The organism is Pandoraea pnomenusa (assembly GCF_040391475.1).
Lineage (GTDB): Bacteria > Pseudomonadota > Gammaproteobacteria > Burkholderiales > Burkholderiaceae > Pandoraea > Pandoraea pnomenusa_C.
This window is the reverse complement of sequence record NZ_JBEBXS010000023.1, coordinates 47,551-60,036: the sequence shown is the minus strand read 5'-3', so window position 1 is coordinate 60,036 and position 12,486 is coordinate 47,551. Positions and strand designations below refer to the sequence as shown.

At 64.6% G+C, this 12,486-nt stretch carries 9 protein-coding genes; 5 read left to right on the top strand and 4 right to left on the bottom strand.

Features of this window, described 5'->3' with window-relative positions; genetic code table 11:
- Nucleotides 1-94: 94 nt before the first annotated feature.
- Nucleotides 95-1,108, bottom strand: coding sequence for a class 1 fructose-bisphosphatase (locus ABWO90_RS20340; protein WP_353193043.1), 1,014 nt, complete (start codon nt 1,106-1,108; stop codon nt 95-97).
- Between the two features lie 153 nt (nt 1,109-1,261).
- Nucleotides 1,262-2,545, bottom strand: a complete 1,284-nt coding sequence (locus ABWO90_RS20335; RefSeq protein ID WP_353193042.1) for an aspartate carbamoyltransferase — start codon at nt 2,543-2,545, stop codon at nt 1,262-1,264.
- A gap of 117 nt (nt 2,546-2,662) precedes the next feature.
- On the opposite strand from ABWO90_RS20335, the gene ABWO90_RS20330 reads away from it, so the two are divergent.
- From ABWO90_RS20330 to ABWO90_RS20315, 4 genes are all read left to right on the top strand, one after another.
- The gene (locus ABWO90_RS20330; RefSeq protein ID WP_502922669.1) at nt 2,663-3,601 is read left to right on the top strand and encodes a LysR substrate-binding domain-containing protein; all 939 of its coding nucleotides are present in this window, start codon (nt 2,663-2,665) and stop codon (nt 3,599-3,601) included.
- A 159-nt stretch (nt 3,602-3,760) separates the two neighbouring features.
- Complete coding sequence (locus ABWO90_RS20325) at nt 3,761-5,734, top strand: aconitase family protein (RefSeq protein ID WP_353193040.1); 1,974 nt, start codon at nt 3,761-3,763, stop codon at nt 5,732-5,734.
- A 351-nt stretch (nt 5,735-6,085) separates the two neighbouring features.
- A complete protein-coding gene (locus ABWO90_RS20320; RefSeq protein ID WP_353193039.1) occupies nt 6,086-7,504 on the top strand; it encodes an MFS transporter in 1,419 nt (472 codons plus the stop codon).
- Nucleotides 7,505-7,603: 99 nt separating this feature from the next.
- Complete coding sequence (locus ABWO90_RS20315; protein WP_353193038.1) at nt 7,604-8,197, top strand: class I SAM-dependent methyltransferase; 594 nt, start codon at nt 7,604-7,606, stop codon at nt 8,195-8,197.
- Between the two features lie 115 nt (nt 8,198-8,312).
- Here ABWO90_RS20315 and pepN read toward each other — a convergent pair whose 3' ends face one another.
- The gene (gene pepN / locus ABWO90_RS20310; RefSeq protein WP_353193037.1) at nt 8,313-11,024 is read right to left on the bottom strand and encodes an aminopeptidase N; all 2,712 of its coding nucleotides are present in this window, start codon (nt 11,022-11,024) and stop codon (nt 8,313-8,315) included.
- Nucleotides 11,025-11,224: 200 nt separating this feature from the next.
- Here pepN and ABWO90_RS20305 point away from each other — a divergent pair, with 200 nt between their 5' ends.
- Nucleotides 11,225-11,833, top strand: coding sequence for a DUF4136 domain-containing protein (locus ABWO90_RS20305; protein WP_353193036.1), 609 nt, complete (start codon nt 11,225-11,227; stop codon nt 11,831-11,833).
- Nucleotides 11,834-11,914: 81 nt separating this feature from the next.
- Here ABWO90_RS20305 and ABWO90_RS20300 read toward each other — a convergent pair whose 3' ends face one another.
- The gene (locus ABWO90_RS20300; RefSeq protein WP_353193035.1) at nt 11,915-12,472 is read right to left on the bottom strand and encodes a TMEM165/GDT1 family protein; all 558 of its coding nucleotides are present in this window, start codon (nt 12,470-12,472) and stop codon (nt 11,915-11,917) included.
- Nucleotides 12,473-12,486 lie beyond the last annotated feature (14 nt).

The following is a 12,486-nucleotide window of genomic DNA, read 5'->3' as shown; positions in this document are numbered from 1 at the left end:
CGCGTAAATCATTGAAATTGCAGAAATCCCGCGCTTCGACGTTATGGAAGAAATTTTCTCCGCAACGTCCTTCCCACGACCTCGCCGTCAGACCTTACTTCCCGCCTGCTTCGTGGTGATAGCCGGTCACGCGCTCGACCTCGTTCTTCGAGCCGAGGAACACCGCCACACGCTCATGCAACTTCTGCGGCTGGATGTCCAGAATGCGCTGCACGCCGTTCGTCGACGCGCCGCCCGCCTGCTCCACCAGGAAGCTCATCGGGTTCGCTTCGTACATGATGCGCAGCTTGCCCGGCTTGTCCGGATCGCGCTTGTCGGCCGGATACATGAACACGCCACCGCGCGTCAGAATGCGATGCACGTCAGCCACCATCGACGCGATCCAGCGCATGTTGAAGTCCTTGCCGCGCACGCCTTCCTTGCCCTGCAGCAGCTCACCGATGTAGCGCTGCACCGGCGGATACCAATGACGCTCGTTCGACATGTTGATCGCGAATTCCTTGGTGTCTTCCGGAATGCGCATGCCTTCCTGCGTGAGCACCCACGAGCCCATTTCGCGATCGAGCGTGAAGCAGTTCACGCCATGACCCGTCGTGAGCACCAGCACCGTTTGCGGACCATATACGGCATAACCGGCAGCAACCTGTTGCGTGCCCGGCTGCAGGAAGTCCTTCTCCGTCGGATTCGTCACGCCTTCCGGGCAACGCAGCACCGAGAAGATCGTGCCGATCGACACGTTCACGTCGATGTTCGACGAGCCGTCGAGCGGATCGAACATCAGCAGATATTCGCCCTGCGGGTAACGGTTCGGAATGTGGAAGACGTCTTCCATTTCTTCCGACGCCATGGCCGCCAGATGGCCGCCCCATTCGTTGGCTTCGAGCATGATCTCGTTGGAGATCACGTCGAGCTTCTTCTGGACTTCGCCCTGCACGTTCTCGCTGCCTGCGCTGCCCAGCACACCACCCAGCGCACCCTTGGACACGGCATGGCTGATCGACTTGCACGCACGCGCGACGACTTCGATCAGCAGGCGCAGCTCGGCCGGAATGTTGTTGAATTCCCGCTGCTGTTCGATGAGATATTGAGTTAGGGTCTTGCGCCGCATGTGGGCCTCCAGAAAAGCGAAAAAGCGTCTATATCCGTAACGGACGCAATTTTACTCGTAAAGCGACACTGCCCCCGGGAAAATCCTCGGGGGCAGCGCAATTTCAGGGGTGACGCGAACGAACGCGCACCGGATCGGCGAGGGGCTCGACGATCAGTCGATCGCGTCGAACAGGGCGTCGTCCGGACCGATGTGCGACGGGGCACGCCATGCGGCGTCGCGCATGCTGTGCTGCACCTGCTTGTCCACGCCGAGCAGTATCGCGAAGATCGCCATGCGTACCGGAATACCGTTGTCCGTCTGGCGGAAGATGGCCAGACGCGGATCGTGATTCAGATCCGTCGACAGATCGTTCGCACCCGGACGGCTGTCGCGCGGCAGCGGGTGCATGATGATCGTGCGGGCGTCGCAATACTGGTTGATCAGCGCTTCGTTGATCTGGAAGTCCGGCGTGTAGCCCTCGATCGCCTCGTCCGCAAAACGCTCCTTCTGGATACGCGTGGCGTAGACCACATCGGCACCGCTCAGATCGGCGAGCGAATTGCTCTGCACGATGACGTGGCCGTTTTGCGAGATCTGGTCGAGAATGTACGTCGGCATTTCCAGCGACGGCGGCGAGATCAGCGTGAACTTCAGGCCGCGGTACAGCGCAAGCAGCTTGATGAGCGAGTGCACCGTGCGGCCATAGCGCAGGTCGCCGACCATCGCGACGTGCGCGCCGTCGACCAGCTTGCCCAGACGCGAGAACTCGCGACCGATGGTGTACAGATCGAGAATGGCCTGGCTCGGGTGTTCGCCCGGGCCGTCGCCGCCGTTGATCACCGGGATGTTCGTGGCACGTGCGAATTCTGCGACCGAACCCTTTTCCGGGTGACGCACGACGAGTGCGTCGACGTAGCCGCTCATCACGCGGCTCGTGTCGTAGATCGATTCGCCCTTGGCCATCGACGAGAAGGTGAAGCCGGTCGTGTCGCACACCGAGCCGCCCAGGCGGCAGAAGGCGGCGCCGAAGCTCACGCGGGTACGGGTGCTGGCCTCGAAGAAGAGGTTGCCGAGCACGGCGCCTTCTAGCACGCGCGAAATCTTCTGGCGGCGCGCGATCGGTTGCATGATGTCGGCAACGTGGAACAGCTCTTCGAGCGAGTCGCGCGAGAATTGATCGACGGAGATCAGGTGCGGCTTGCCGTCGAGGCCCATGCGTTCACGCAGCGGCTTGTGTGCGCTTTGCGTAGATTCCGCAGACGGCGCTTCGCGGCCGAGGATTTCGCCCACGAATTTCTCCACGATGCTCGGCATCGTGCGATATTCGCTCGAATCTTCCGGCAGCAGCCAGGTGTCGAGGGCGCGCCGGCGAACGCCGATGCGCTCGGCGAAGCTGTCGCGGGTCATGTTCAGGCGACGCATCGCGTCGCGCAGGAAAGTCTGCTGTGCACTCATGGTCGGGTCGGCAGGAATGTGTACGCGATGCGTATAATAGGCGTCGATTCGTTGTTTGTCCAGCAAAAGACGTGCTCCGTGCGGAGCCGCGCCAGCCGGGCGTTTCCGGCATTTCCGATGTATTGCACGACGGGTATGGAAAACCTTCTCCGCAAGCTTGACCTCACTTCTTTGCGCCTTTTCGTGGCCGTCTGCCAGGAGCGGAGCATGGCGCGCGCTGCCGAGCGCGAATTCATTGCGCCGTCGGCCATCAGCCGGCGCATTGCCGACATCGAGGCCATCGTCGGCCTGCCCCTGATTCAGCGTCACCAGCGCGGTATTACTGTCACGCCGGTCGGCGAGACGGTGCGCCGCTACGCCGAACGGATTCTGGGCACCATCGAATCGCTGGGCGCCGAGTTGTCCCAGTTTCACGAAGGCGCGCGCGGCAGCGTGCGCATTGCGGCCAATCTTTCCGCCATCGTGCAGTTCCTGCCGGAAGATCTCGCCGCCTTTGGCCGTGTGTTCTCCGCGGTGGACGTCGAACTCGACGAACAGCACAGCAACGAAGTCCTCCAGCGCGTGGCCGAGCGCGCGGTGGACGTGGGAATCTGCAATGCCGTCGCCGGGATCGAGGCCTTCACGATGGTGCCGTATCGCCGCGACCGGCTGGCCGTGATCTTGCCGGTGGGACACCCGCTCGCCGCGCGTACCGGTGAGATACCGTTCTCGGCGTGCGTCGGGGAGACGCTCGTGGGGCTGCAGGGCAACAGCGCGCTCACGCAGCTGCTGCGCCAGCAGGCGAGCGCTGCGGGAGCTTCGCTGCGCATCAAGATTCGCGTGTCCAGTCTCGACGCCCTGTGTCGCATGGCCCACGCAGGCCTGGGCATTGCCATCGCGCCGGAGCAGGTCGGGCAGTTGTACGTCGGCAAGCTCGACGTGGTCGTGCGGCCCCTCACCGACGAGTGGGCACACCGCCAGCTCTGGCTCGTATTCCCGTCACGCGAGCAGTTGAGTGCGACGGCCTCGGCCGTGGTGAATTTCCTCGCGCAAGGGCAGGGAACCGCCGACGCCTGAGTGCCGGGACGCCCATCGCGCGCTCCTGTCGGGCCATGGCCCCCGTCGGCTGTCGTCATTGCGTGGCGTCCCTTCGCAATCTGTCACGCCGGGCTTGCCGAGACGGCACGGCTGGCGGGCAGGGCGGCCGCTATGCTGTCTTCCGGAGGTAATTGCCGCATGGAAGACACCATTCGTTTCGACGGCCGCATGCTGTTCCTGTCTGACGACCCCGCCATCGTGCGTCGTCAACTGGCGGGCGAGGCCATCACCCGCGCCGACGCAGGGCAACTGCGCGACAACGTCTCGACCGACGAGATCACGCCCGTCACCGTCATGCTCACCTATGACGAACGGCTTGGGCGCTACCCGTACGTCGGTTTCAAAGCGGGAAACGAGATGCCCATCGGCGAGCACGACGTGCGCCGCGGCGGCTTCCAGGTCACGGTCGCGGGCAAACGCTACGGCAAGGGATCGTCGCGTGAGTCCAGCCCGCTGGCCGAACTGTCGGCCGGTATCCGGCTCATCGTCGCCGAGAGTTTCGAGCGCATCTATCAGCAGAACTGCGACAACATCGGCATTCTGACGACGACCGACTTCGGCGTGCTCGATCGTATCGCCGCTGGCGAAGCCATTCCCATTTCCGAGTTTCTCAAAGGGCGCGACGCCCTCACGCAGCAGATCATCCGCAGCGGCGGCTTGCTCGCCTTCAGCAAGTTTGCGGACTGGCCCGAACCCGACGCCCAGACCCGTGCGGCGAACGACACGATCTCCCCGCCGCGCACGCTCGTCGAGAAGATCATGGCGCGGCGTGTGCATCCGTCCACGCCCGGTGTCTCGCATGGCGACGGTGTATTCGTGCGCGCGGACTGGCGCTTCTCTCACGACTATTTCACCGGCATGTGCGCGCACCTGATGCATCGCGCGTTTGGCGAGCCGGCCGCATTGCACGATCCGGCGCGCATCATCGCGTTTCAGGATCACCTCGTGCTGGCGTCGCAGAGTCACCCGCATGTCTCGCAGGGGCTGTTGCCGGGCGTGGCAAATCTCACGAATGGCCACCGCGACTTCGTGGCGCGTTATCCCGTCCTGGCGCATGGCGAACTCGTGCCCACGGGCAGTGGCCACGACGCAGGCGCGGATGGCATTTGTCACGCGTTGATGGCCGAGCGTTACGCGTTGCCCGGGCAGATCGTGGTCGGTACCGACTCACACACGCCGCATGCGGGCGCATTGGGATGCCTCGCATTCGGCGCCGGCGCGACCGACATCGCCAACAGTTGGGCCACCGGGTACGTGCGCTGCAAAGTGCCCGAGACATTACGTGTCGAGATCGACGGCGAACTCGCCCCGGGTGTGACGGCCAAGGATGTCGTGCTTCACCTGCTGCGTCTCGATGCGATTCGCGGCGGTGGCGCCATCGGTCTCGTCTTCGAATACACCGGCAGCGCGGTGCGCGCCATGTCGGTCGACGAGCGCGCCACGCTCACCAACATGGTGGCCGAGCTGGGTGGCTTCACCGGCATCGTCGCGCCGGACGACAAGACGGTGGCATTCCTCAAGACGCGTCGCGGCGTCGATTTCACGCTCGAGCCGTGGATGACGAGCGACGAGGGGGCGTGCTATCGCGACGTGATCCGTATCGACGCCGCGTCGCTCACGCCGATGCTCGCGCGTCCGGGCGATCCGGGCAACGGCGTGGCGCTCGCCGAACTGACGGCCCCCGTGGCCATCGACATTGCCTACGGCGGTTCCTGCACCGCAGGAAAGCGCGACGACTTCGACGCGTATCACGACGTACTCGCCTGGGGCGTGGCTCACGGGCTGCGCGTGGCCGACGGCCGCTCGCTCTTTCTCCAGTTCGGCACGATGGACGTGCGCGCCTATTGCGAGTCGCAGGGCTATCTCGCGACCTTCGAAGCCGCAGGGGTGACGCTCATCATGCCCGGCTGCGGCGCGTGTGCGAACTGCGGCCCGGGGCAGTCGACGTCGGACGATCAGGTCACGATCAGTGCGATCAACCGCAATTTTCCGGGACGTTCGGGACCGGGCAGCGTCTGGCTCGCCAGTCCGTACACGGTTGCCGCGAGTGCGCTCGCCGGGCGCATCGTGAGCTTCGACGAACTGAAGACGACGGCCACCACATCGCTGTGACGATGGCTGGCGCTTCCCTCGATGGGGGTCACCGCATCGACCGTTTCGGCAAGAAAGACGCGTGCCGTCTTTGCGCGGCATGCCGGACGAATGTGCTGCGCAATGCCGATCGTGCGCAGGGAACGTGCCGCCGTTTGCTGTCGTTGATAAACATCGTAATTTTTCGCAGTACGTGGCAAAGGTGACTGGCGCGGTGCCATTCGTGGCACAATTTCGGCCTCGCGCCTGTCGATTCATGGTGTATCCGACGTCCCGCCGGCGAGTGTTGCGGCAGGGACTTCGGCCAATGAGCAGTTCGGCCATGACCGAACGGGCCCGGAGACGATTTCCATGCCATCCCCCGACGTATCAATGCCTTCCATGCCTCACACCGGCCAAGCCTCCGCTACGGCCACCCGCCTGACTGCAGGCGACATTTCCGCCCGCCTCGACCGCCTGCCGCCGACCCGCACCGTCTGGAAACTGGTCGTGCTGCTCAGCCTGGGCTTTTTCTTCGAACTCTACGACCTGCTGTACACGGGCTACATTGCGCCGGGGCTGGTCAAGAGCGGCATCCTCACGCCCACGACGCCGGGCCTGTTCGGCACGACGGGCGTCGCCAGCTTCATTGCCGCGCTGTTTTCGGGCCTGTTCATCGGCACCATTGCGTGCGGCTTTCTTGCCGACCGCTTCGGGCGTCGCGCCGTGTTTACCGGGTCGCTGCTCTGGTACACGGTGGCCAACGTCATCATGGCGTTCCAGGAGACGGCCACGGGCGTGAACTTCTGGCGCTTCGTGGTGGGCCTCGGCATTGGCGTGGAGCTGGTGACGATCGGCACCTACATTGCCGAACTGGTGCCCAAACAGATTCGCGGCCGCGCCTTCGCTTGCGAGCAGGCAGTCGGTTTCACCGCCGTGCCGGTCGTGGCGTTCCTCGCCTTCTGGCTGGTGCCGCGCGAGTTCCTCGGTCTGGAGGGCTGGCGCTGGGTCGTGCTCATCGGCGCGCACGGCGCGGTCTTCGTCTGGTGGATTCGCCGGGCGCTGCCGGAGAGCCCGCGCTGGCTCGCGCAGAAGGGGCGTCTGGCCGAAGCGGAGCAAGTGCTGTCCGAGCTCGAGGCGAAGGTCGAGCGCGAGTACGGCAAGCCGCTGCCGACGCCGGGCGAACCTGAGCCCGTGGTGCCCAAGAGTGCGTTTCGCGACATGTGGGTGCCGCCGTATCGCAAGCGCGCGATCATGATGATTCTGTTCAACATCTTCCAGACCGTCGGCTTCTACGGCTTCGCCAACTGGGTGCCGACGCTGCTCATCAAGCAGGGCATCACGGTCACGACGAGTCTGGCCTATTCGAGCGTGATTGCGCTGGCCGCACCGGTCGGCCCGCTGATCGGTCTGTGGATGGCCGACAAGGTGGAGCGCAAACACGCCATCGTGTGGACAGCCGGTATCGGTATCGTGTGCGGGCTGGTGTTCTCGCAGGTGACGTCGTCGTTCCTGCTCGTCGCGATGGGCATCGGCCTGACGCTCGCGAACAACATCATGTCGTACAGCTATCACGCCTATCAGACCGAACTGTTCCCCACCGGGATTCGGGCGCGTGCGGTCGGCTTTGTCTACTCGTGGAGCCGCTTCTCGGCGATCTTCACGGCGTTCCTGATCGCGTCCGTGCTGCGCAACTTCGGCGTGACCGGCGTGTTCGTCTTCATCTCGTGCGCCATGCTCGTGGTCATGCTGTCCATCGGTCTGATGGGTCCGCGCACGCGTGATATCGCACTGGAAAAGATCTCGCAGTAATCTCGACATCATCCGGCAACACGCCGGGGTAGTCAGTCGGGCAGTCGGCGCGTGGCGGTTGGGTGCCGCCACGCATACGTTCCATCGGAGACTCCGATCATGGCGGACTTGCAAACCGAAGCGGCCTACGAGGCCAACGCCGTTCGATACAGCGAAGATTGGCTGAACCAGCCGCCTCCCGACGATATGTACGCGCTGCTCGTGCGGCACTTCGTACCCGGCGGGCGCACCATCGATGTCGGCTGCGGGAATGGACGTGACGCCGCCTGGCTGGCCGGGCAGGGGTTCGACGTGGTCGGCTATGACAACGCTCCCGCGCTGGTCGAACTGGCGCGCAAGACCTTCTCGTGGGTGCCATTCCAGGTCGGCCGTCTGCCGATGCTGGAGAACGTCGACGTTCAGTTCGACAACGTGCTCTGCGAGACCGTGCTGATGCACCTGCCTGCCGGTGAGGTGGCGCAGGCGGCCGATCGCCTGTGGACGCTCGTGCGCCCGGGCGGTGTGCTCTACGTCTCGTGGCGAGCGACCGAAGGGGAAGACGCGCGGCTTCCGGACGGCCGTCTCTACAGTGCGTTTGCGCCGGATGTCGTGCGCGCCGCGTTGCACGACGGCGTGGTGCTGCATGAAGAAGACGTCACGAGCGCCAGCTCGGGCAAGCGGGTCTGCCGGCTCATCGTGCGCCGGCCGGTGTGACGGGGCTGCGGCGCTCGAGAGCATCGCCGCCCGCACTCAGCCAGTTGAAGCAAATCTCAATGCAGATGGCAGCCATGACGCGCGTACGCGTCAGGCCACATGAACCGGCGGTCGTTCAGGCCAGTGCCTTCTCGACGATTTCACGCACGTCCTTCGACAGAGTCTTGTGATCGGCCACGGTCTGAAGCGCGCCGCGCATGCGCTCGCGAAGCGACGGCGTGTACTTGCGCCAGCGGTCGAGCACCCGTGCCAGACGCGCCGCGACCTGCGGATTGAGCGCGTCGAGTGCGAGCACCTGCTCGGCCCAGTATTGATAGCCGGAGCCGTCGGCCGCGTGGAACTGCGCCGGATTGCCGCTGCAGAAGCTGAAGATCAGCGAACGCGCGCGGTTCGGATTCTTCAGCGTGAACGCCGGGTGGCGCATGAGCGCACGCACGGCGTCGATCACGCAGTGGCTGCCGTCGCCGCGCTGCATGGCTTGCAGCGCGAACCACTTGTCGATGGCGAGCGGCTCGTTTTCAAAACGCTGATAGAAGTCCACCAGCGCTTCGGCCGCATGGTTCGGGCCGTGCGCCGCGTCGCCCTCGCAGGCGGCGCCGCCGCGCTGGACGAGCGCCGTGAGGGCGGCGAAGCGGTCGGTCATGTTGTCGGCCGCGTCGTATTGCGTGCGGGCGGTTTGCGCCACGCCGGCGTCGGAGAGTTCCATCAGGTACGACAGCGCGAGATTCTTCAGCGCGCGCTCGCCGGCCGAGGCGGCGTCGGGACGATACGGGCCCGGCACGCGATGATTGTGATACGCCGCGAGCCATTCGGTGTGCAGCGACGCCGCCAGCCGCTGACGCAGGTACTGACGCGCCGCATGAATGGCGGCCGGGTCGATCTCCGTCATCTGCTCACCGAGATACGACTCGGCCGGCAGCGTGAGGGCCTGCGCACGGAACGCCGGATCGAGCGTTTCGTCGCGCAGCACCTGACGGAAGGCTTCGAGCACATAGCTGTCGACGCTCGGCAACTGCCCCATCTGGATCGACTCGACGAGTGCGAGCAACTGTCGTGTCGCCAGGCGCTGCCCCGCTTCCCAGCGGTTGAACGGATCGCTGTCGTGCGCCATCAGGAACGCGAGTTCGTCGATGGTGTACTCGTGTTCGACGATGACCGGCGCCGAGAAGCCGCGCAGCAGCGAGGGCATCGGGGTGTGAGGCACGTCGACGAACGTGAAGCTCTGCCGCTCCTGCGTGAAGTCGAGCACGCGCGTGGTGACAGCCGGCGCATCGTCGGCCTCACCTGCCACACCTAGCGTCATGTCGCGACCGTCGCGATCGAGCAGGCCCACGGCAAATGGAATGTGGAACGGCTGTTTGATCAGCGTGTCGTCCTGCAACTCGACGCCCACCTTCGGGCAACGTTGCGTGAGCGTGAGCGTGTAGGTGCGGGCGGCCTCGTCGTAGGCGGCGTCGACCGTCACACGCGGCGTGCCGGCCTGGCTGTACCAGCGGCCGAACTGCGTGAGGTCGCGCTGGTTCGCGTCGGCCATGGCGGCGCGGAAGTCGTCGCACGTGACCGCCTGACCGTCATGGCGCTCGAAGTACAGATCCATGCCGCGACGGAAGCCGTCGCGTCCGAGCAGCGTCTGGTACATGCGCACGACTTCGGCGCCTTTCTCGTAGACGGTGACGGTATAGAAGTTGTTGATCTCGACGTAGCTCTCCGGGCGCACCGGGTGTGCCATCGGACCGGCGTCTTCGGGGAACTGCGCCTGACGCAGCACGCGCACGTCGTCGATACGCTTGACCGCGCGGCCCGACTCGGAGCCCATCATGTCGGCCGAGAATTCCTGATCGCGGAACACGGTCAGGCCTTCCTTCAGACTCAGCTGGAACCAGTCGCGGCAGGTCACGCGGTTGCCGGTCCAGTTGTGGAAGTACTCGTGGCCCACCACCGCTTCGATGTTGCCGAAGTCGTCGTCGGTCGCGGTGGCGGCATCGGCCAGCACGTACTTCGTGTTGAAAATGTTCAGGCCCTTGTTCTCCATCGCGCCCATGTTGAAGTCGCTCACGGCGACGATCATGAAGCGATCGAGATCGAGCACGCGGCCGAAACGCGCCTCGTCCCAGCGGATCGAGTTGATGAGCGAGTGCATCGCGTGCTCGGTCTTCTCGAGGTCCTGCGGCTGAACCCAGACCTGGAGCAGCTTTTCGCGACCGTCGCCTGCGACGATGCGCTCCTCGCGGCACACCAGACGCCCGGCGACCAGCGCGAACAGGTAGCTCGGCTTCTTGAACGGGTCGTCCCAGATGGCGAAGTGGCGGCCGTCGGGCAAGTCGCCCTTGTCGATCAGGTTGCCGTTGGCGAGCAGCACCGGATACGCTTCGCGATCGGCGCGCAGCGTCACGGTGTAGGTCGCCATGACATCGGGACGGTCGAGGAAGTAGGTGATCTTGCGAAAGCCCTCGGCCTCGCATTGCGTGAAGAAGTTGCCGCCGGAGACGTAAAGCCCCATGAGCGACGTGTTCTCCGCCGGACGGCAGCGCGTCACGAGCGTGAGTTCGAAGGTCTCGGGCGGGCCTTCCACGGTGAGGGTTTCGTCTCCCGTGCGGTAGGCGGCCCAAGGTTTCCCGTCGAGTTCGAGGCTCACGAGTTGCAGGCCCTGGCCCACCAGCTCGAGGTCGCCGCCCGGGCCGGCCGGATTGCGATGCAGCCGCATGCGGCTGGTCACGGTGGTGACGTCGGGGGCGAGGTCGAAGTCGAGTTGAACGGTGTCGATCAGGTACGCGGGCGGCGTATAGTCGGAGCGTTGGATCACACCTGCGAGGTCGGTTCTGAGCATGGACGGTGTTTTGCGGACGGCCAAGGATTCGTAAATTGTAACGGAGTGGCGGCGGGTTCGCGTCCGAACGAGAAATTCACTGAATTTTGGCGCATCGCGGCCGTCAAATAGTCCGGATGTGCGCAAGGTGCCGTCCTATGCTTAAATCGACGCGAAGGACGCGCGTCCGGGCGTCCAGCCAATCTCTGGAGCGGGCAATCATGTGGAAACGATGGGGAATGGCGACACTGGCCGTCGCCAGCGTGTTGCTGGCGGGATGTGCCAGCACGGTAACGAGTCAGGTGACGGCGTTCGGCGACAGCCCCGGCTTTGAGGGGCCTCGCACGTTTGCGCTCACGCGTACCGCAGAGCAGCAGAATAATCAGGAACACGCCACGTACGAGCAGTGGTTGCGCAATCGTCTGGCGGCCGATGGCTTCAGCGAGCAGAGTCCGACGACGGCGCATTATCTGATCGGCATGAGCTACGGCATTACCCAGCAGGTCATGCGCGTCGCCGAGCCTGCCTACGATCCGATGTTCGCGCCCGGTCCGTGGGGGCCGTGGGGACGTCCGTGGGGCTGGTACGGCTATCCGTACGGGCCGCCGCCCATGTATGTCGAGCGTGACTATCCTTACGGGCTGGCCGGACTGCAATTGCGTTTCACGGACCGCGTGAGCGGCAAGGAGGTGTATCGCGTGCAGGCCAGCACCAGCGACGCCGGGACATCGCTCGCATCGGCCATGCCGTTCCTGATCGATGCGGCGCTCAAGCAGTTGCCGTTCCCGAGCGGGCGCACGGTCAACGTGCAGCAGAAGGTCGGGCAATAGCCGGATTCGGCCGGGCAGGGGCAGGCACGCGTCAGTCAGGTATCAAAAAAACGCCGGAGGGTCGCTCCGGCGTTTTTGCGTTTACTGCAGCAGGGTGATGATGCCGAGCACCAGGAAGATCACCGCCGCCACCGCATGCACGGCCCGCGTGGGCAGCCGGCCGGCGAACTTGTGTCCGATGAGCACGGCGGGCACGTTGGCGAGCATCATGCCGAGCGTCGTGCCCGCGACCACGCCGAAAAAGTCCTGATAGCGTGCAGCCAGCATGACGGTCGCGATCTGCGTCTTGTCGCCCATCTCGGCGATGAAGAACGTGATGATGGTTGTCACGAAGACGCCGAATTTGCGGCGCGTGTCCGCTTCTTCGTCGTCGAGCTTGTCGGGAACCAGAATCCAGATCGCCATACCGATGAACGACGCGACGATCGCCCATTTCATGACATCGGGACTGATGGCCGTCGAGAGCCATTCTCCCAGCGCCCCGGCAAAACCGTGATTGACGAGCGTGGCGACGAAAATCCCGAGAATGATCGGCACGGGCTTCTTGAAGCGCGCAGCGAGGACGAGGGAAAGCAGTTGGGTTTTATCGCCGATTTCGGCGAGCGCGACCACACCGGTCGAGACGAGGAATGGGGACACCTTATTATTTCTCC

Coding starts and splice junctions, on each gene's coding strand:
- ABWO90_RS20340 (WP_353193043.1), bottom strand. CDS start 1,108: ATGCGGCGCAAGACCCTAACTCAATATCTCATCGAACAGCAGCGGGAA.
- ABWO90_RS20335 (WP_353193042.1), bottom strand. CDS start 2,545: ATGAGTGCACAGCAGACTTTCCTGCGCGACGCGATGCGTCGCCTGAAC.
- ABWO90_RS20330 (WP_502922669.1), top strand. CDS start 2,663: ATGTATTGCACGACGGGTATGGAAAACCTTCTCCGCAAGCTTGACCTC.
- ABWO90_RS20325 (WP_353193040.1), top strand. CDS start 3,761: ATGGAAGACACCATTCGTTTCGACGGCCGCATGCTGTTCCTGTCTGAC.
- ABWO90_RS20320 (WP_353193039.1), top strand. CDS start 6,086: ATGCCTTCCATGCCTCACACCGGCCAAGCCTCCGCTACGGCCACCCGC.
- ABWO90_RS20315 (WP_353193038.1), top strand. CDS start 7,604: ATGGCGGACTTGCAAACCGAAGCGGCCTACGAGGCCAACGCCGTTCGA.
- pepN (WP_353193037.1), bottom strand. CDS start 11,024: ATGCTCAGAACCGACCTCGCAGGTGTGATCCAACGCTCCGACTATACG.
- ABWO90_RS20305 (WP_353193036.1), top strand. CDS start 11,225: ATGTGGAAACGATGGGGAATGGCGACACTGGCCGTCGCCAGCGTGTTG.